This window comes from Acinetobacter sp. FDAARGOS_558 (genome assembly GCF_003937785.1).
Taxonomy (GTDB): domain Bacteria; phylum Pseudomonadota; class Gammaproteobacteria; order Pseudomonadales; family Moraxellaceae; genus Acinetobacter; species Acinetobacter baumannii.
The window spans coordinates 3,002,967-3,023,752 of record NZ_RKJH01000001.1 but is presented as its reverse complement, the minus strand read 5'-3'; the positions used below and the strand labels follow the sequence as shown (position 1 = coordinate 3,023,752).

The window sequence follows — 20,786 nt, the reverse complement described above, 5'->3', positions numbered from 1 at the left end:
ATAACAAAAAAGAACCTACTTGGCCCGCTCTTCCTTGCTTAAATGACAACATTTCAAACTTGCAACGTAACGTTGCTACTATAGAATGCCAAGTGCCAAACGAATTTGTTAAGGTACATTAAACCAATGTGAGGATTGATAATGAAAAGCACAACTCATCTATTAACAAATGATGGAAAACGCATTGCAAAACGTCTAGTTAATCATTGGAAACATAAATTTGAAGTACAAGAAACTGAACAAGATTTTAAAATCTTAATGCCTACCGCAACCATTACGCTTGCACCAGAAACAGAGCAGTTAAATGTTGCCATTGATAGCCAGTTAGATGACCATGATCACTTGGAAAAAGTTGTCCTTGATCATCTAAACCGTATGGCTCAACAAGAATTTCAGGTGGAATGGCAGCACTAATTATTCGCCAGCGACCTTTTCCAACTGGATTGCATGGAACTGCAAATGCTCATCCATAAAGGTCTGGATAAAATAATAGCCATGATCATAGCCAGCATGTTGTCTTAAAGTTAAAGGCTGTCCTACTTTTAAACATGCTTGCTTAAATTTTTCAGGGTGAAGTTGTTCATAAAATTGATCATCTAACCCCTGATCCACCAAAATTTCATTAAATACCGCACCATTTTTTGAGACTAAAGCCGTGGCATCATGAGCCAACCAGCTATCGCGGTCTGTACCTAAATAATGGCTAAATGCTTTTTCACCCCATGCACATTCAGTTGGCGCGCAAATCGGTGCAAATGCAGACACTGACTTAAACTTCTCAGGATATTTAAAAGCTAAAGTTAAGGCGCCATGTCCCCCCATCGAATGTCCAAAGATACCGACCTGTTGAGCATTGACTGGAAAACTTTTTAAAATAAGTGGATATAACTCATCGATTAAATAGCTTTCCATTTGATAATGCTCAGACCAAGGTGCTTCTGTGGCATTAATATAAAAGCCTGCGCCCTGACCTAAATCCCAATTGTCACCTACTGCAACTTGTTCACCACGAGGTGAAGTATCAGGTGTAATCAGTATAAGACTAAGCTGGGCAGCCATATGCTGTGCATGTGCCTTAATAGCAAAAGTTTCTTCAGTACATGTTAAACCCGCTAAGTAAAACAAAGTTGAGCAAGGTTTACCTTCTAAAGCAGCAGGTGGCAAATACACCCCAAACTTAGTAGAGCCTTTTAATAATTGAGAATCAAACTGATAAATGCGCTGCTCACCTTCAAAGCAGCGGTTTTTTTGCAGGAGTTGCATCGTTTTTAGCCTCTGTTTGTGTCTGAGCAATATTTACGCTACCTGTATTTGGTTGAGGAAAAAGATATTTTTCCAACTGAGGTAGCATAAGTTCCATATTTTTACCAATCATCCATTGTGGCTCTGAAGGTTCTACACCTTGAGCTACTTCCCATTTGGTTACGGTTTGCTTAGCGGCATTAAACGAATCTTTCATAGAAGACTGCTCTCGCATCGCCAAATCAAAGAAAGCTCGTCCAAAATAAGTATAGTCTGCTTCGTTATTACAACCGAACGAAGTTTTATCCGCAGCAGATGCCGTAATAATTAAAGTATCAGGTGACTGTAACGCCGGAATAAAACTTCCTGAGTAACAAGCAGAAATGACAATCACACGCCAACGTATCCCCGCTTTATCGAGCGTTTCACGTAACCATTTCGGATCGACTTGCCCCAAATCTAGAGGTGCATTTTCAATTTCAAAATGGTTTTGTTCACCGTGCGATGTCATATATAAAAATAACACATCACTATCACGGTTCATTTGCTGGCCCATACGGCGTAAGGCCAACTCTATACTGGTTTTAGATGCAATCGGGATTTCGGTTCGGGTATCCGGATTATTGACCAGCATCATTGAACGCCCGACTGTACCAAAACGCGTATCAAATTGTTCTTTAATACGAACCACTTCCGATTTAAAAACGTCTTGATAACTATCGCCTGCAACACCCAAGAAATACCAATGACTTTTAGCTAACTCACCATATTGAACTTGCTCTAAAGCATCATGAAGTAATTTACTTTGTGCATAAAAAGCATCTTCGGCAAAAGTAGGTGGAGAATCTTCCACTTTCCAAATAGGCTGATCTTTTACTGAAAGTTGCCAAACCACCATGGTCGCAATGGTCGCAACCATAACCAACGCCCGCTCCCACCAAGGCCACTTAAGCTCACGTGAGAAAACCCAAATAACCGCCAAACTTTGCCACACAAAAAGTGCTACAAACAAACCAGGTAAAATACCGTTATAAATAGCATCCGGAATAAAGTTTAGATAACCATTAGATCCCAAATATTGAATTAAACACTGTATTAATAAAATATTGGTATCTAAAACCAACCACAATAAGGCTGGAACCAACATTAAACGCGGCTGATTAATACGCTGTGATAAGAAAATACCAACAATAAGCGCAATAAAAGGCCAAAGTGCGTATCCAATTAGACCCTGTGAGTTGAAGTCGCCAATTTGACCGGCTACAAGCCAACTATAAAGTGAGTTGGTACACCCACCTAATATTCCCCAAACAATAAGCTGAAGAATAGAGGGATGTACGATCTGTAAGGAACGTCTTGACCCCAAAAATAACCACATTCCGGCAAGCTGGTTACTTTTAAAATCATGCCAAAAGTTAATGGAAGGTTTGAGATCAATCATAAAAAGGTTTCAAAAATTTCGTTTTTTGTCAGGCACCATAAGTGTATGCCTGCTATGAATTTTAGCAATCATGCTTTTGAACTATATCACATATATTTGTGCATTATTCAAGCAATAAAACTTAACCTTACATAAGCTTACTGAAAGTAAGCATCAAAACGACAAGCATCCCCCTGCCACTGATGGGCTGGCTCTTGATTTGCTAAAAAAATAGCATGTCGTGGACGTTTTACAATCACTCGCTTTGCAACTTTTTTGGCTAGCTCCAGCAAATGATCACCCAAATCCATTTCTCCATCTTCGGGTAAAAGTAAATGCAAAAGCTGCATCTGCTTTTTGACTTGGGCTTGTTTTTTAATTGCTTGTTGATTTTGATCGCGCTGTGGGAACATCGGGTCAAGGTAGACCACATCCACTGTTTTTTCTTCTTGATCTAATTGCTGTAAATAGCTTGCAGAGTCAGCGAAGATCAGTTGAATACGATCCATAAATTGGCTTAAAAATGGATCATGCTGTGCCTGAGCTTTTGAATCTTCAAGTAAAGTAAATAAAATCGGATGGCGCTCAACAAGCTGGATTTGGGCTCCTAGATAAGCCATAAGTAAGCTGTCATGACCTAAGCCCGCTGTAGCATCGACCAGTACTGGCTTTTCACCTAACTGACAAGCACGAGCAATCATTTCCGATTTAAGACTTGCTCGTTTTAAACGAGGAATTTCAGCTTTCCAATCAGGCTGCATTTTCATGCCGTTAGCAGATAACCAAAGTCCGTTTTCATCTACACAAAGAGCCAAGTCAGGATTTAAACGTAAAAAACGGGCATTAAGTTTTTCAATAGGCTGTAAATCGACAGTCACGCCTCTAGAATAAAGCACAGCTTGGTAGTGCTGTGCTTGTTTTTGAAAATCTACTTCAAAATATATGTGCATGCGCAGTGCCTTTAATTTGCTTTGCCCTGATCCGCAATTTTTTTCCATGCATCATCACGCAAGTAAACTGGTAAAGCATGTTCAGCATCAACCCACTGCTTTTGCGCTGCATACACACGTGCAATCGAAGCAATGTCTTGTGCAGTGGCAGTGATTGTTTGATGTTCTGCATCAGTTTGAAGAAGCTTAGCACCCGAACCGATTAAGCAATGCTTTGCATAGGCAGCCGCTTGCTCGTAGTTCATTAATTTTTCTTCATCTATACACTGCATGATGCCTTGCTCATCTAGAACAAAACTTGCAATGTAAACTTCATTCATACGTGCATCGAGTACCGCAGTCACCTGTTCTAAACCTTCAAGTCGGTAAGCCGCTTGTGCTAAAGCCTGTAAGGTAGAAACTGGAATTACTGGTAAATCTTGAGACCAAGCTAAAGCCTGAGCAACTGCTGCATTAATTCGAACACCACTAAAAGAACCGGGCCCTCGACTAAAGGCAATTGCATCTAAACTCGCTACGTCAAGTCCGATTTGTTGTAACCCTTGCTCAATCATTGGCAAAATGGTCTGGGTTTGTGCTTTCGCTCGCGTATCGAGTTGGAAAAAGAGTTCTTGGGTTTCATCGATTAATGAAATGGAACATTGCTCGTTTGCAGTTTCCAACGCCAGCAGTTTCATGCACAACCTTAGTATTCAATCAGATTAAAAACGGAAGTTATGATACCCCACTCGGCTCTGATAGGCGAGTTGTTCCTATCTAAATAAAAATGCCAAGCTGGTGCTTGGCATAGAAAATATCTCGCTAAAATTTTAAAAGTAGAATTCTTTCAAATCGGCATAGCTTTTAAAGTGTTCAGCATAATGTAGTGCGCTCAAGCGTATTTTTGCTGCGCCTTCTTCATCTAAAGTTTTTACAATTTTGCCAGGTGAGCCCATTACCACTGAGTTATCTGGAATCACTTTACCTTCCGGTATTAAAGCATTCGCGCCAATAATACAGTTCTTACCAATCACGGCTCGATTTAAAATGACAGCATTCATACCAATCAAACTGTTATCACCAATCGTACAACCATGCAACATGACTTTATGCCCAACAGTGACATATTCGCCAATATTTAGCTCAAGGCCCGCATCAGTATGTAATACCGAATTTTCTTGAATATTAGAAAAATTACCAATCCGAACGACACAATTATCGGCACGCACTACAGCACCAAACCAAATACTGACCTGACGGCCTAGTTCTACTTGTCCAATAAGCGTTGCAGTTGGAGCAACCCAGCCATCCCATGGCTCATGTAAGGCTTTTGGATGCTGTCCTTGATAGCTATACATCATAATTTATCAGTCCTGATCTTTATTTTTTATGAGAAAATTTTGGCATTCCAAACGTTGGTGCATTCAGTAGAAATGGCCATTCTTTTTGGTAGCCTAAACCATATTTAAATAAGGCAATTAACATTCGCGCTGTGAGACCCCAAATAATTTCATTATCAATCTGCAAGCTTGGGAAGTATAAAGATTGATGAGCATATCGCACTTCATATGGTGTCGGACGCGTCTCTATAAGTTGCTGTAAAGGCACAAAGAAAATTCGATCAATTTCAGTGGGCTGAGGAATTAAAGTTACCTCAGGAGGAATAAGCCCAACAATCGGTTTTACAGACAAGCCACTTCTTGCACGTTGCATCGGCAAATCGCCTAACAACTGCACATCAAACGGATTTAAAGCCGTCTCTTCTTGAGCTTCTCTTAGCGCTACAACAATATTACTAGTATCACTAGGGTCACGCTTGCCACCAGGAAAAGAAACTTCCCCCGCATGGTTGTTCATATGTATTGAACGGCGTGTAAGCAGTACCTTAGGATTATTTTCATTCGTAATCGCAATAAGTACCGCAGCTTGTGCTTCTTGTATGCGGGTGGAAAAGCGCAATCTTTGCTGTAACTTTTGTGTTAGCAAGTGCTCTTCCATACCATTCACCTATTATTCTGTCTCTCTTTGCATCATATCTGAAAATCAAACTTAGGGAATAGAGTTGATGCGTAAGTCTAAAAATTCAGTTATGCTGAGGCATCTCTATACTCGATGATAATTATGAGTTTCTGTGTAGCGTGTGGGCATAAAACCGAACAAAAAATTCCTTTAGGTGATCATAAAGTACGCCGTGTTTGTACTCATTGTGGAAATATTCACTATGAAAACCCCAAAGTAATCTGCGGTGCCTTAGCGTTATGGGAAGATAAAGTACTACTTTGTCGTCGCGCGATTGAACCTCGTTATGGCTTATGGACTTTGCCTGCAGGTTATATGGAATTGTTCGAAACTATGGAACAAGGTGCGGCGCGTGAAACTCGTGAAGAGGCAGAAGCCGAGATTGAAATAGAACAACTTTATTGCATGTATAATATTCCCCGTATTGGGCAAATTTATGTGTTGTTCAAAGCCCAGCTTAAAGATGGCCTTTTCGGTGCTGGCGAAGAAAGTATCGAATGTCGACTGTTTGAAGAACATGAAATCCCATGGGGTGAACTTGCCTTTCCTAGTGTTGAACACACATTAAGACATTATTTTGAAGACCGTAAACAACAAGTTTTTCCAACACATCTAGAGACGTTAGGAACTCGTTTAGACCATACAGGCTAATCAATTAAATAATAAAAAAGACCGCTTTTGCGGTCTTTTTTATTTGTTGAATATGTTAAGACTTAGTTTTAATTGCTTTACAAGCTGGAATAGATTGATCGGCAAGTTTAATTGTTACTGTACCAAATTTACGTTGAGCCAAAGCTTTATCCGCAGCGGTTGGAGCAGGCACATCCTTAAGCATATTATAGCTTTCTTGAGCTGCTGCATGTTGATTAAACCAAGCCGTATTATTATCAAAATTAATGCTTGTACTATCCACCTTATTTGCCAATAAATTAAATAGATTCAATTTCGCAGGCCCCGGAGAAACGCCTACAAAAGTTACCCCGACCATCACACCATCAATATTTGCAAATTTTGGATTAGATAAAATCATACGAACATAAACAGATTGATCACCATTTAAAGGATCATTAAATGTCGCTGCTGTGGTACCAATTCGATATTGTTGCATACCATTGTTATCAATTAAACTTGCATCTGATACCGTAGCACATTGACCAGACATATCCGTTGTTGTCGAATTAGGTTTGATATCAGTACGAATATCACCATGCTCATCAATCACAATACCTAAATTTACAGGTTGGATAGTGGTATCTGAGAAATTAAATGTTAAAGTAGCGTAAAGAGGGAAAATATATTTTTCTCCTGTCTTCACATTCCCTGATGTTTTAAAAACATTTCTCTCTAGATAACTAATAGGATTACTTTTAATAATACTCAATACCCCATTGTAGTTATCACCATCAACATTTTGGCGCCAGAGGCCATAATGCTGTGGATTACCTGTACTCAGCTTCGTCAAATACTTATAGAATGCTTCTGTACCCGCCACTCCATAATCATTAAAGAATTTTCCTTGATAAATCTGTAGATCTTCGTTTGGATTATTTGAAAAACTCAAACGGAGTGGTGTAGTTGACTGAATTTCTCGACTAACAGGATTTAACCAATTATTTTGTGCATTTACATTGAGTTTAGCTGGTTTGACTTTTGTAGTTAACAAATACGGATTTTGTACTTTGTTATCTATTACAATGGCACTTCCCTTCCACTGTAAACCATAGCCCAACGTATAACCTTGACGGTCCGATAATAAATAAAGATCATCTGTTGAATGACGTAAGTTAATTGTATTATTCAAGCATTCTTCCTGAGTACTTCTATTGCAACCATTAAACACTTGATAATTTTGAAGGATTGTTGAGTTAATAAATAAATTGAATGATTGGAAAACACCAGCATTACTTAAATTAGTCGTTTGTACTAAAAGTTTATATGCATCATCATCAGAAATTTGATTTACATCTAACCACGGTTTCAAAATGCTTGCATAAGCTCCGTTTTGGAACTCTGTAGCAGTTACGCTCTGAGAAATTTTAGTAAGTTGATCTTTCTTTATATCTGTAAGTTGAGTGGGTTGTATATCACCGATGAGATTATCACCATTTTCTACACCAATGCTTTGGAAGATTTTTATTAAAGCAATCGCCACTTTAATTGTTTCATCATTTTTATCTAATGTTGTTGGTGCTTTACCTGTAATACCACTTGCCAAATCCAACACTCTTAAATATATCGGATTGATCTCTTTAGACTTACCATTAACGGCAGTAAATTTCCCAATCGTATCAAGATTAACATTTCCTAAAAAAACCTTTTTATTATCTTTACTTTGAATATAAAAACGTGCTGTATCACCAACCTTACAGGATCCTATTACAGCATTTCCTGAAATTTTAGTCGCATAATGAAAATTTGTGGCAGAACTACAATCAAAATTGATACCCGCTATTGGATAATCTAAAGCAAATTGCAAACAAGTTGAATCTTCTGCACCATTATCACTAGTAGTTGGTGTACAACTGCCAGAAGTTAAGTTTCCGTTATTAGTACCAGAATTTGGATCTTCATTAATTGTCGAACTTCCTCCACCACAACCATTTAACATCAATGCAATTGTGGTAAGAGCAAAAGGCCATAAAATTTTTTTATTCATTTAGCTACCCTACTTATTTTTAACGTAATACCGAAATTTGAATTTGTCCCTGATTTGTTAACTCTTTTTCTGTAACATCCACGGCAGAAGATAAAGGCGTCATCATAATATAATGTGCTGAAGGCGGTACTTTTAAAACTCCTTGAATCGATGCATGCTGTAACATAGTCGAAGGATAAGATTTGCTTTTAAACCCGCTCACTCCTTCCAAAATACAGCCTTTATCATCCAAAAATACAACGAGTGGCCAATAATATAGAGGCTTCTCATTACTAGAAGCAAAAGACATAACTTTTAAATGCTGAACAGAAGGATTTAACTGTACCAACTCATATTCAAACTTTTCTTTCAATGGCTTCCGTGGCCATAAGTTTACTTCCTTATTTATGCTAAGCGTTTTAATTGATTTTTTATAATCTTTAATAAAGCACTTATCTTGTTCAAAAGCTGCTTCTAGCTCTTGTGAAGACAAACGCATATACGTTGGTGCTAAAACAACAGTAGAGTCTTGGTCTTGAGTTTGTCGATTGAAAAGCTGATCTAAAGTTGATCGACTTACACCCTTTTTCCGCTCTACTGATTCAGTGCGCCCCAAACCATCAGGCATAAGGTAAAACCGCTTTTTACCTTCAAGGTTAAATTCTTGATCTTCAAGATATTCATTATTTACATACTCTACACCATCAATAGTTGTAAATTTAGATTTATCGAGTGAAGAATCGGAGGATGATGCAGCTTGAGATGTACTCTTTATTGGTGGAGGAACGAGAACTAACTTTTTTTGCCATTCATTATTAGATACTGAAGGGGCATTTTCGCTCTCAATAATTTTATTTTTTTCTGTGGATGTTTTTAAATCATCACTGACTACTGAAACAGTTTTTGTATTTTTCTGAGTTTTTTGCAGTGCAGTCGGTGCAGTCGGTGCAGTCGGTGCAGTCGGTGCAGTCGGTGCAGTCGGTGCAGTCGGTGCAGTCGGTGCAGTCGGTGCAGTCGGTGCAGTCGGTGCAGTCGGTGCAGTCGGTGCAGTCGGTGCAGTCGGTGCAGTCGGTGCAGTCGGTGCAGTCGGTGCAGTCGGTGCAGTCGGTGCAGTCGGTGCAGTCGGTGCAGTCGGTGCAGTCGGTGCAGTATTTAATTTTTCTTGGACATGTTGTTCAAGTTTTTTCGGTAAATTTTTAGTTTGTTCTTTTTCTTTAGATGTTTTTTGTACAGCATCTACTATAGGTTGATTCTGCTGAGTTTGTAATTTTCTTTCCTCTATTTTAGGGATAGGTTGTTTTTTCTGATCAATTCTTTTACTCGGTACAATCATAGGCCGCCCATCTGGCCCAATAATTGTATAAAAACCGTCTGCATAAGATACAGAAATACTTGCTATCGCAACGCATAAAGTTGTGATAGCGACTTTAGGTCGAAATATCCCTTTATATTGTTTTACCATTTTGTTCTATAGCTCAAACCAAGTACTGTAACTTTTGTATTCGTTTTTACATCTAAGCCAGAATAAGGGTTTAATAAAATATTATCGACACCACATTTATTCGATAAAGTACTCGTACAAGCTGGGATGTTGTCACGACTACGAAGGAACCCTACTGAAAGATCTAGATCTGTATCTGCATCAAAACGATAACCTACACCAAGACCAAATAATTGTGCGTTATTAATTGGAACCATGGTATTGCGTTTGTCATTAGGTATTGAACTGGCACGAGGCTCATAACCAGCTCGTAATTTCAAACGATCAGTTGCTGAATATTCAAGGCCAATCCCCCAACTCCACGGCGATGTAAATTTTAATGGTAATGCTAAAGAATTATCAGTAACGTCATTAGATAAAAGTTTAGCAACTTTTAATAAGGTGATTTGCCGGTCAAACTCAAATTTAAATTTATTCCATGCCGAATAATCAGTCCATCCAACATCTAAATTTAATTGTAAATCTGGCAATATTTTATATTTAATACCCGCTTGAAAATGTGCTGGGTATTCAAGATCCATTGCAACCAAACCGGACTCAATATCAGGAACATAACCGGGTAAGCCAAGAATAGCAGCTAAAATTTGGCCTGTTGCAGAAGAATTCAGGCCACGTACTAGCTCTTGAGGTGCTTTGGCATTATCAATCATATATTTACCTTTTAGACGCATCTTGGCTGCACTTTGATATACCATACCAAAACCAAAATCGTCTGTTGGTTCCCATAGCAATCCCAAGTTATAGCTTGGACTTAATGATTGTTCTAAAGAAACTTGTAAGGCACCCATTTTATTAAATGGGTTCATTCCTTCTTTAGCATTACAAATTCCTAATAACAACAAATCAGTAATCATATCGTTATTATCTTTGAAGGGTGCGCACACCACATCATCGACCATACGTAAAACACCAATCATTTCATTAGGAAAACGTAGATCAGTTTTCAGTGCGATTGCGTTATAGGACATCCCTACGGAAGCACCAATAGATAAATGATCATTTACCTGATAACCAAAAGATGGCGATAAATAAGTGATCCGCTCAACTGCAACTTGCTGTCCCATGTAGTTGCCTGGATTACCATTTTCAGCTCCGAAACCTGCGACTAATGGTGCATACATAGCTGTAGCATAGGTGACTTTTGATCCTGGTGGCTTATAGGCAATTCCGGCTGTAGGGGCAACTAGTGGATAACCCGCCCCAAGATCAACCATCTTTTTAAGAATTGGTACATATAAACTTGCATATTCAACATCACCATGTACTGATCCTTTAAAATCTGTACAAATATTAGCTGAAACCTCAGGACCATCATTACAAACAAGTGGGTCATCGGAATAACCAAAAATGTTATAACCAGGTGGAGCGGAGAACTCACGTTGAATATCGAAGTTAGCAAGAATCCCCTGCACATCTGTTTGCAGCCCATCAATTTTTGCTAAAGCTGCAGGGTTAAAATGGACTGCACTAATACCTGGAGGGTCTGCAGTTACAGCATTCCCCATCGATAGTGAGCGGATATCAACAGCTAAGTTTTGTCCTAATTGAGCATTGGCAAAGCTAGAAAAACCGGAGATAACAATTGCCGCCGTTAAAGGACATAATTTAGGATATTTCACCTGCATATCTCCTTATTTTTGTTTTTTATTAAAACCTAAAATATCTAACGGGAATGACAAACCAAGTGAAATATCTGGCGCATCTTCGGTTAAACCAATACCAACGGTACCGTTAACAATCGTTTCAGGTGAAACCCGAACACCTAAAGCAAAAGACAACATCGCACTACTTTGATCAGGTGATTTATAGCTTTCTCCATTTTCAAACTGGAATTCAGCATCCATATTAAAACTTTGCTGATATGACATGGTTAAAGACACGTCATAGTTAAATGAGTAAGCGAAACCAAAAGAAAAGCCACCGCTAATCCCTGGATCAAATGAAGTTAATGTACGCGAACCTCGGGCTTGATTAAGGCCACTTTCTTTAAAGCCGTAATTGGCAGAAGCAGAAGCAAAGAGAACGACTGGATCAATATATTTACGGGTACTTGCTCCCACACCAACTGAGTAATAACCTTTACCCGTTGACAATTCATCTAAACCAATCTCATAAGGACTATCGCCAGTCTTCGTTGACAGGCTACCAAAAAGAACCAAAGGTAAACGACCTTGTTTTAAAGGAAACGGCTCCCAACGTGCGCCAAATGAAATATCTCCCAATCCTGCAGTTGTTGTATCACGAATAATTTCAGACTTTGCTACAAAAGGAAGAGTTGCGGATAAAGTTAAGTTATCTAATACCCCATATTGCAAAGTAAAACTATTTGTTAATGTATGGTTTGCATCTTCCTCAACACGTAAACGGTTGAGCTGAGAGGAATTATCCGATAAGGCTAAATCAATACGAGTATCACGATAATAAGTGTAGTCAAGATCATAATAAGAAGAAATTACACCCTTTTTAATCAAAGAATATTGGCGCTCATTTGAAGTAAATACCTCTTGTAAATTTGTCTCCTGGCTAGCATCACCTTCTTTTTTCTGTAGTGCACTTGCAGCTTGATGTGCCTCACTATTAGATGCTGGAACTACATTATTAGTTTCAGAGACATTAGATGTTTGTGTAGTACTATCTGTTGTAGCCTCACTAGAACTAGTAGTATCTGAAGCACCAGAGTTTTCATTTGCTTCTACAGACTGATTAGAATCGGATACTTGCGTTGATTGCACTTGCTCTTCGGCATAAATTGTCCCTGTAATGGCACTCATACTTAAAGCCAACACACTCATCTTTATCCATCGATTATTCATGTTTTTCCCACCCAATTTATTTATTTTACTAACTTTAAATTTGACTATTTACGCTTGTAATAAAGCCGCATATAGGTTTCTATCGGCTGTCCATAAGTCGCAGAATGATTATCGTTATCCAAGACACGCCTCATAGTTGATGCTTTGTTTGCTAAACGGTCATAATTAAACGCTGGATATTGCACATCAACAAAAGCATATCTATTGACCGTTGCATCTTCCACATGGCGCATATCTGCATCTTTTAACGCCAATAAATCTTTACGCTGTGATGCAGGAACAGAAATAACAAATAAAGTATTATTATCCCAAATTTCTTTAAAACGTCCCTCATCAAAACTGATATTCCCTAAAGCAGGGTCAGCTACGTATACTCTTCCATCTTTATAAGCTTTATATACGACAAAATGTTTAAAACCAGCATATGAAATAGGCACAATTGCTGGCTGCCCCAGTTTGACTAAATCAGAAAACTCACCTCGATAACCACCGCTTTCTAAACCAATTGCTGTGACAAAGCGTTTCATATCAAGTAATGAGAAACTTCGTCGCTCAATAATACGTTGATATTCGCCATACTGCAGCAAACCACTCATTGTTTGCTGTTCAGTTAAACTTGTTCCAACATAGCCGTTTAATAAAGTCGTAAGCGCAGCAGATCCACAACTATAATCGTAGGCTTGCCGAACAATACCACGAAACTGGTCTTCAACAGCTGGTTTTATAGTAACTGGTTCAATATGATTTCGATGAAATGATAAATTACGCGAATCGGCAGTCTCTGTATAATAAACAGTTCCCGGCGGCTTTTTTTCTATTTCAAAGGCTTCTGTCGCAAAGTAATACATCAATGCTGAGCCTAAAACTATCTCTAACATAAGCACTTGGTCTAAATGGTGGCCTAACCGGCCTTATTCATTTTATTCTTAGAGCAATAGCTCTACATCCCTGTGTGTTGAAGATACCTTTTTTTCTGTAAAAAACAGCTTTTTTTTAATCTTTTTGATGAATGCATAGTTTTACATTTATAAACTGATAATTAATTCTCGTTTTCAAATGTTTTATATTCTTTCCTATTATATAAGCTAATATTATTTAAACAGAAAAGCATAGATATTAGTTTTATTAAAATAAATAAAAAAAGCGCGTATAAACGCGCTTTTTACAAATCTTTAAATTAATGACCAGAGATAGTAATTGTAGATTTACCCACATTTAAACCTTGAATTTCCAAATCACCAATTGAAGCATTACCCGCTGCACCTAGGTGTACGCCTTGTGCATAAACATTCATACCTTGCGTACTGTTATTTTGGATACGTAAACCTGTAGGAACTACAGAAATATCTGCATTTACATCCAAGTCACCAGTTGTATTACCAGCACCACGAACCATTACTTTGTCTAGGACAATTTTACCGCCACCTGCAGCATCATTAATACCGAAGTTAGATAGTGTTAAACCACCTTGCAAACTAGAGTTCACTTTAATCATCGCGCCTTGCGGAGTTGAACCTAACTGAACATTTGCAGAAATTTGGCCCAAAGATAAATCTAAGCCAGAAATAATTTCAGTTGGAGCTGTTTCAGTAATACCACGTACAGCGGTTGTTTGATTTAACGTACCAGAAGTACCTACACCAATTGAACCTACATGTACATCAACCGCCCCTACTGTTGCAGCAACGTTTAAGAAAGCGCCATTTGAACCAGAAGCACCATTTGTGTCAATTGCTAAATCTAAAAGATTACCTTTACCTTTTTGAGTTACAGTGACACCACTAATTGCGATTGCACCAGCAGTACCTGAAGCACCCGTAATACCAGTTGATGTTGCTAAACCATCATTATCGTGTAGATATAGTTTATCGATAGTAATACCACCTGAACCTAGAGCAATACCAATATTAATACCATCTTGACCTGTAGCAGCACTAAGCGCAGCATCATCCATTGATTGCATTGCCATTGCATTTGCACTGATAGCTAAAGAAGAAACTAAAGCAAGTTTAGTGAACATTTTCATTGAGCACTCTCCCAAGAGCATTTATTTTTTGACTTTAACCACTCTTACTGTCTCAAGTTGCATTTTTCTTTTATGGCAACCGAAACTTCCAATCCTTGAGTAGTTTTGCTTAGCAATTACTAAATTACAGCTACGTTAATTTTTGTTCAACTAGTGTAATGCATTTTTTGCCAATTACCCGACAAACGGTACAGTGTCTGACTGACTAAAAAGATTTATTCCTATTTTGAAATCTGAAGGATAATTCGGTTATTTTTTCCACGAAATGTTAGGGTCTTTTCACTCAACTGCCTGTTGAACTCTAACTTGTAGTAAACTATGCCACCTCTTCCAAACTTTCACATGTTTAAAATGTCTCATTTAAAGAAAAAAATCTCTTTAGAAAGCTATTACTCTGCTGCCGATATTTTAAATAAATTAGAAGAGTTAACTGGACTTGTATATCTTCAAGATGATAACAATCCTATTATTGGTTTTTTGCCAAAAAATTATTTAATCACTCAAAATAACCAAAACTTTTTATTCACTAAAACTGATTTAAACAAATATAAATTTTCATCTTATATAGAAAATCTTTTAGATTTTACACAATTCCAATCTCAAGAACTAAAAAATAGCAATAGAGAAAAAATAAGTTTTAAGGGTGGATATATTGGTTTTATTAGTTATGACTTTTCTGCACATCAATTTATAAATAATCAATCACATAAACAACCGTCTTTATTTATAGGTTCCTATTATTCTTTTATTAAAAAAATAAATAATGAATGGTATTTTTTTAGCGATGAAAATAATGCTTTTGAAATTTTTAACTATCTTTTAGCTCTACTCAATAAACCTTCTAGCAAACTACAAAAAAACAATTTTAAACTAGAACAAAATATTCATCCTCGCTGGTCTAAAAATACATACCTAACTGCTTTTCATAAAATACAAGAATATATTAAGGCAGGAGATTGTTATCAAATTAACCTTACTCAAGAATTCAAAGCGAATTTTACTGGTTTGTTATTAAATAAAGCAGATGAGCTATGGAATTTAACCAATGCACCATATTCTGGTTATTTAAAATTAACAGAATTTGAGTTATTAAGTTGCTCTCCTGAATTATTTATTGAATTTAATGTAGATAAGCAAATTAAAACCAGACCCATTAAAGGTACAATGCCTCGTTATGAGAATAAAGAGCAGGATTTACTTTCAAAACAAACTTTAAAAAATTCTAAAAAAGATCAAGCAGAAAATGTGATGATCGTTGATCTATTACGTAATGATTTGAGCATTTATGCCAATACAGGTTCGGTAAAAACAACAAAACTATTTGAAATTGAGAGCTTCAATCAAGTTCATCATATGGTGAGTGAGATTACGGCTACACTTAAAAATGATATTAATCCTATGCAGATGTTACTCACTGCTTTACCAGGAGGATCAATTACAGGAGCTCCTAAAATTCGGGCAATGCAAATTATTGAAGAGCTAGAAGGCGCACCTCGGGGAGCATATTGCGGCACTTTAGGATATTTTAATTTCGATGGTACTGGACGCTGGAATATTTTAATTCGTAGTTTTCAACAATATCAAAACCAGCTCTCTATTTGGGCAGGCGGCGGTATTACTATTGCTTCAGAGGCTGAGGCTGAATATCAGGAAAGCCTTGATAAAATCTCTGCTATGCTGAACTTGATGAACAGCACAGCAGAATAAGTATTAAAGAATATCTTGCTTCAAAGTTTGAACTAAACGCGCGTTTTGCTCATCAGTTCCAACCGTGATACGTAAAAACTGATTAATGCGAGGCTTATTGAAGTAACGAACAATAATGCCCTGCTCACGTAATTTTTGTGCAAGTTGCCCAGCATCATGCTGTGAATGCGTAGCAAAAATAAAATTCGCTTTCGATGGCAAAACGTTAAAACCAAGTTCAGTTAAATCACGAACAAGTTTCTCTCGACTTGTTATAACTTTTTGACACTGCTCTTCAAAATAAGCCTGGTCTTCAAAAGAAGCTACCGCTGCTGCAATAGCAAAGCGATCAATTGGATATGAATTAAAACTATTTTTTACAGCCTCAAGTGCTGCAATCAAGTGTGACTGAGCAATCGCAAATCCGACTCGTAGGCCTGCTAAAGAACGAGACTTTGAAGTCGTTTGGCATACCACAAGATTTTCATAGCGATTTATCAAACTTACAGCTGACTCAGCACCAAAATCAACATACGCTTCATCAATCACAACTACACGATCCGGATTTGCCTGTAATACTTGTTCGATCTCTGCCAAGCTGAGCGCAATACTGGTTGGTGCATTTGGGTTGGTAATAATAACCCCACCATTTGGCTGGGTATAATCTCGCACATCAATTTCGAAATTCTCATTGAGAGGAATTTCTTTTGTTTTTGTGCCAAAAAATTGGCTATAAACTGGATAGAAACTATAAGTGATGTCCGGATACAGAATTGGTTCATCTTGAAGAAAAAATGCTTTAAAGATATGAGCCAATACCTCATCAGAACCGTTACCTACAAAAACTTGAGATACATCAATATTCTGTTGTTTCGCAATTGCTTGCTTTAACACTGTCGCATCCGGATCTGGATATAGACGCAGCACATCGGCTTGTTCATGTAACACCGCTTGAACTGCTTCTACTACTTTTGGTGATGGTGGATACGGGTTTTCATTGGTATTTAACTTTAATAGATTCTGGATTTTAGGTTGTTCACCTGGCACATACGGCTCTAATTCACGAACCTCAGGACTCCAAAAACGCATTTGTGCTGTAGATACAGTCATAGTCTTATCTCAAAAAAGGGCTGAAAGTCAGCCCTGAATAATCATGAAAAACACTGATAGGCTTAAAACTTATTGATAACGATAACGCGCCGAGCGTGCATGGGCATCGAGATTTTCTTGAACAGCAAGTACATCAGCTGTTTTAGCCAAAGTCTTAACGCCATCTTTTGAACACATGATCAAACTAGAGCGCTTTTGAAAATCATATACACCAAGTGGCGAAGAGAAACGAGCTGTGCCTGATGTCGGTAATACGTGGTTTGGGCCAGCACAATAATCACCAATTGCTTCAGGTGTATAGCGACCCATAAAAATTGCCCCTGCATGACGAATATCTTGGCTCATCGCTTCAGCATCATCAAGACATAGTTCCAAATGCTCTGGTGCAACCTGATTAATTAAATCAACTGCTTCAGCACGGTCTTTTACCAAAACTAATGCACCACGATTTTTAATCGATGTACGCGCAATCTCGGCTTTAGGCAATTCATTTAAATGTTTCTCAATTGCAGACTCTACTGCTTCTAATAATGCTTCATCTGGAGTAATAAAAATAGCTTGAGCTACTGTGTCATGTTCAGCTTGAGATAATACATCCATCGCTAACCATTCAGCATTATTCACACCTTCTGCATAAACTAATATTTCAGAAGGTCCAGCAATCATGTCAATACCCACCTGACCAAATACAGCACGTTTAGCAGCTGCCACAAATCGGTTTCCAGGACCCGTAATTTTATCAACACGTGGAACAGTTTGAGTACCATAAGCTAAAGCAGCAACAGCTTGTGCCCCACCAATGGTAAATACTCGGCTAACACCTGCTAGATAGGCGGCAGCTAAAACGAGTGGATTTAGTTCACCATTTGGGGCTGGCACAACCATAATAATTTCAGGTACACCAGCCACATGTGCTGGTACCGCATTCATAAGTACAGATGAAGGATAAGATGCAAGTCCGCCTGGTACATAAATACCAACACGGTCAAGTGGAGTCACTTTTTGTCCTAGGGTATTACCCAAATCATCCACATAAGTCCAGCTATCTTGTTTTTGAGCTTCATGAAAAGTACGAATACGATCAGCTGCAAGTTGCAGGGCTTCACGAATCTCTTGATTTAAACCATCAAAAGCAGCTTTAAGTTGTTGTTGAGACAATTCTAGATCGGAAAATTGATGCGCTGGATGTCGATCGAACTGTTGAGTAAGTTTTAAAACATGATCATCACCATGCTGACGAACATCAGCAATAATTTGATCTACTGTTTGAACTAAATTAGGATCATTAACGGTTTCAAAAGCTAAAAGCTCGGCAAAAACCTGTTTGAAGTTCTGATCTTGAGTCGATAAACGTCGCATCAATTTACCCACAAGGCGAAAAAGAAAAACCAAGTTTACTCTTTTTCTAAGCTCTTGTGGGCATCATATCTACAACTATCGCAAAAGCATGATAGGAAATTACTTTTAACGTGATTGAACAGCTTGTTCAAGTTGGGAAATGATTGGGTTCAATAAAACCTGTTTACGCTTAAAGCTCGCTTTATTGACAATAAGACGTGAAGATACTTTGCAAATTTCTTCTAATGGCTCAAGACCATTTGCTCGTAAAGTATTTCCAGTATCCACTACGTCAACAATATAATCACCCAAACCAACTAATGGCGCTAACTCCATAGAACCATAAAGTTTAATAACATCCACCTGCTCGCCTAAGCTCGCATAATATTGACGTGTAAGATTGACATACTTAGTGGCAATTTTTAAACGACCTTTTGGGCGTTCCATTCCTACTTTACCAGCAGTCATTAATTTACATTTCGCAATCTGCAGGTCCAATAACTCATAGACATGCTGAGCGCCATGTTCCATAAGTACATCTTTACCAGCTACACCTAAGTCAGCTGCACCATTCTCAACATAAGTTGGCACATCAGATGCACGTAAAATTAAAATACGAACCTGCTTATGTGTGGTTGGAAAAATCAACTTACGCGATTTTTCCGGGTCTTCAAGCAAGTTAATACCGGCTGTAGCAAGTAAAGGTAAAGTTTCTTTTAAAATACGTCCTTTACTCAGTGCCAAGGTCAAACCATGATCAAAATTACCCATTACGTTAAAATTAGGATCATCGTTTCTTACATCATTCATTAACTTACTCGCTTAATTTTGGCACCTAAACCTTGAAGTTTTTCTTCGACATGCTCATAACCACGGTCAATATGGTAGATACGGTCAATTAATGTATCACCTTCAGCAACCAAAGCCGCTAAAACCAAAGAGAATGAAGCACGTAAATCTGTTGCCATTACAGGTGCTGCTTGTAATTTTTCAACACCCGTCACAACAGCATCATGGCCTTCGACCTGAATATTAGCACCCATACGTGACAATTCAGGAACATGCATGAAACGATTTTCAAAAATGGTCTCGGAAATCGTTGCAAACCCACGACCAATTGCATTTACAGCCATAATTTGTGCTTGCATGTCAGTCGGAAATTCTGGGTGAGGTAGTGTTCTAAAACTTACTGCTTTAGGACGCTTACCCAACATATCCAATTCAATCCAGTCATCGCCACGGGTAACTTCAGCACCCATTTCTTCAAACTTATCTAAAACAGCCTCAAGCAATGAAGGATCTGTATGGGTGGTTTTTACACGTCCACCAGTAATCGCAGCAGCAGCTAAGTAAGAACCTGTTTCGATGCGGTCCGCAACAACTGCATATTCACAGCCATGTAGACTTTCTACACCAGTAACAACCAATGTATCCGTATCTAAACCTTCAATTTTTGCGCCCATTTTAATAAGCATTTGCGCAAGATCAGTAATTTCAGGTTCACGTGCAGCATTACGGATTGTGGTTACACCGTCTGCCAAAGCAGCTGCCATTAAAATATTTTCGGTACCACCCACGGTAACCATATCAAAAACCACTTCGCCGCCTTTCAGACGACCATCAACAGTGGCATGTACATAACCATTTTCAACTTCGATATGTGCACCCAATGCTTCTAGGGCTTTTAAGTGTTGATCTACTGGACGAGAGCCAATAGCACATCCGCCAGGTAATGAAACCTTGGCATTTCCGTAACGCGCTAATAATGGCCCTAATACCAAAATAGATGCACGCATTGTTTTGACAAGCTCATAAGGAGCAAACTGGTTATCTAAAGTAGAAGTATCCGCCTTAACCGTGTCATTTTCATAACTAATTGTGACACCCAGTCCACCAATTAATTTCACCAAAGTATTTACATCTTTAAGATTTGGAACATTGGTTAATGTAATTGGAGAGTCAGCAAGAATCATTGCCGCAAGTAACGGTAAAGCCGCATTTTTAGCACCAGAAATGCGTACTTCCCCTTCGAGCTTAACACCGCCCGTGATTAAAAATTTATCCATT

19 protein-coding genes are annotated in these 20,786 nt (G+C 38.2%); 3 read left to right on the top strand and 16 right to left on the bottom strand.

Features of this window, described 5'->3' with window-relative positions; translation table 11 throughout:
* Positions 1-141 precede the first annotated feature (141 nt).
* Positions 142-414, top strand: coding sequence for a DUF2218 domain-containing protein (locus EGT34_RS14500; RefSeq protein ID WP_000843452.1), 273 nt, complete (start codon positions 142-144; stop codon positions 412-414).
* Here EGT34_RS14500 and fghA read toward each other — a convergent pair whose 3' ends face one another.
* From fghA to EGT34_RS14470, 6 genes are all read right to left on the bottom strand, one after another.
* A complete protein-coding gene (gene fghA / locus EGT34_RS14495) occupies positions 415-1,263 on the bottom strand; it encodes an S-formylglutathione hydrolase (RefSeq protein ID WP_001176397.1) in 849 nt (282 codons plus the stop codon).
* A complete protein-coding gene (locus EGT34_RS14490; protein WP_000566251.1) occupies positions 1,232-2,683 on the bottom strand; it encodes a C13 family peptidase in 1,452 nt (483 codons plus the stop codon). The genes fghA and EGT34_RS14490 overlap by 32 nt, the downstream gene beginning before the upstream one ends.
* 137 nt (positions 2,684-2,820) lie before the next feature.
* Positions 2,821-3,612, bottom strand: coding sequence for a class I SAM-dependent methyltransferase (locus EGT34_RS14485; protein WP_000548453.1), 792 nt, complete (start codon positions 3,610-3,612; stop codon positions 2,821-2,823).
* An 11-nt stretch (positions 3,613-3,623) separates the two neighbouring features.
* On the bottom strand, positions 3,624-4,289 hold the full coding sequence (gene tsaB / locus EGT34_RS14480) for a tRNA (adenosine(37)-N6)-threonylcarbamoyltransferase complex dimerization subunit type 1 TsaB (RefSeq protein WP_000770250.1): 666 nt from the start codon (positions 4,287-4,289) through the stop codon (positions 3,624-3,626).
* Between the two features lie 132 nt (positions 4,290-4,421).
* Positions 4,422-4,949 (bottom strand): gamma carbonic anhydrase family protein, encoded by a 528-nt coding sequence (locus EGT34_RS14475; RefSeq protein WP_086223200.1) that lies wholly within the window; start codon positions 4,947-4,949, stop codon positions 4,422-4,424.
* A 22-nt stretch (positions 4,950-4,971) separates the two neighbouring features.
* Positions 4,972-5,598, bottom strand: a complete 627-nt coding sequence (locus tag EGT34_RS14470) for a CoA pyrophosphatase (RefSeq protein WP_002000136.1) — start codon at positions 5,596-5,598, stop codon at positions 4,972-4,974.
* 114 nt (positions 5,599-5,712) lie between these two features.
* Here EGT34_RS14470 and EGT34_RS14465 point away from each other — a divergent pair, with 114 nt between their 5' ends.
* Positions 5,713-6,261 (top strand): NUDIX hydrolase, encoded by a 549-nt coding sequence (locus EGT34_RS14465; protein WP_000006665.1) that lies wholly within the window; start codon positions 5,713-5,715, stop codon positions 6,259-6,261.
* 55 nt (positions 6,262-6,316) lie between these two features.
* On the opposite strand, the gene EGT34_RS14460 is transcribed toward EGT34_RS14465, so the two are convergent.
* The 6 genes from EGT34_RS14460 to EGT34_RS14435 all read right to left on the bottom strand — a co-directional run bounded on the left by EGT34_RS14460 (position 6,317) and on the right by EGT34_RS14435 (position 14,585).
* Positions 6,317-8,266, bottom strand: a complete 1,950-nt coding sequence (locus EGT34_RS14460) for a hypothetical protein (protein WP_001035103.1) — start codon at positions 8,264-8,266, stop codon at positions 6,317-6,319.
* Between the two features lie 19 nt (positions 8,267-8,285).
* On the bottom strand, positions 8,286-9,686 hold the full coding sequence (gene filE, locus EGT34_RS14455) for a putative pilus assembly protein FilE (RefSeq protein ID WP_416376731.1): 1,401 nt from the start codon (positions 9,684-9,686) through the stop codon (positions 8,286-8,288).
* Positions 9,687-9,700: 14 nt separating this feature from the next.
* Positions 9,701-11,365 (bottom strand): OmpP1/FadL family transporter, encoded by a 1,665-nt coding sequence (locus tag EGT34_RS14450; protein ID WP_002023213.1) that lies wholly within the window; start codon positions 11,363-11,365, stop codon positions 9,701-9,703.
* A gap of 12 nt (positions 11,366-11,377) precedes the next feature.
* Positions 11,378-12,559: a hypothetical protein gene (locus EGT34_RS14445; RefSeq protein WP_002156440.1), complete on the bottom strand. Its 1,182-nt coding sequence runs from the start codon at positions 12,557-12,559 to the stop codon at positions 11,378-11,380.
* 44 nt (positions 12,560-12,603) lie between these two features.
* Positions 12,604-13,437, bottom strand: a complete 834-nt coding sequence (locus tag EGT34_RS14440) for a C39 family peptidase (protein WP_000890111.1) — start codon at positions 13,435-13,437, stop codon at positions 12,604-12,606.
* Positions 13,438-13,736: 299 nt separating this feature from the next.
* Positions 13,737-14,585 (bottom strand): DUF6160 family protein, encoded by an 849-nt coding sequence (locus tag EGT34_RS14435; RefSeq protein ID WP_024437408.1) that lies wholly within the window; start codon positions 14,583-14,585, stop codon positions 13,737-13,739.
* A gap of 318 nt (positions 14,586-14,903) precedes the next feature.
* Between EGT34_RS14435 and EGT34_RS14430 the strand changes: the two genes are divergently transcribed.
* Positions 14,904-16,292, top strand: a complete 1,389-nt coding sequence (locus EGT34_RS14430) for an anthranilate synthase component I family protein (protein ID WP_001134879.1) — start codon at positions 14,904-14,906, stop codon at positions 16,290-16,292.
* A 3-nt stretch (positions 16,293-16,295) separates the two neighbouring features.
* Here EGT34_RS14430 and hisC read toward each other — a convergent pair whose 3' ends face one another.
* The 4 genes from hisC to murA form a co-directional block, all read right to left on the bottom strand.
* The gene (hisC, locus tag EGT34_RS14425; RefSeq protein WP_000218889.1) at positions 16,296-17,381 is read right to left on the bottom strand and encodes a histidinol-phosphate transaminase; all 1,086 of its coding nucleotides are present in this window, start codon (positions 17,379-17,381) and stop codon (positions 16,296-16,298) included.
* A gap of 69 nt (positions 17,382-17,450) precedes the next feature.
* Entirely contained in the window at positions 17,451-18,740 is a 1,290-nt protein-coding gene (gene hisD / locus EGT34_RS14420; RefSeq protein WP_001253726.1) for a histidinol dehydrogenase, read from the bottom strand.
* A gap of 105 nt (positions 18,741-18,845) precedes the next feature.
* A complete protein-coding gene (hisG, locus tag EGT34_RS14415; protein ID WP_001000724.1) occupies positions 18,846-19,529 on the bottom strand; it encodes an ATP phosphoribosyltransferase in 684 nt (227 codons plus the stop codon).
* Complete coding sequence (gene murA, locus EGT34_RS14410) at positions 19,529-20,785, bottom strand: UDP-N-acetylglucosamine 1-carboxyvinyltransferase (protein WP_000357156.1); 1,257 nt, start codon at positions 20,783-20,785, stop codon at positions 19,529-19,531. Before murA ends, hisG begins: the two co-directional genes overlap by 1 nt.
* Between the last annotated feature and the right edge of the window lies 1 nt (position 20,786).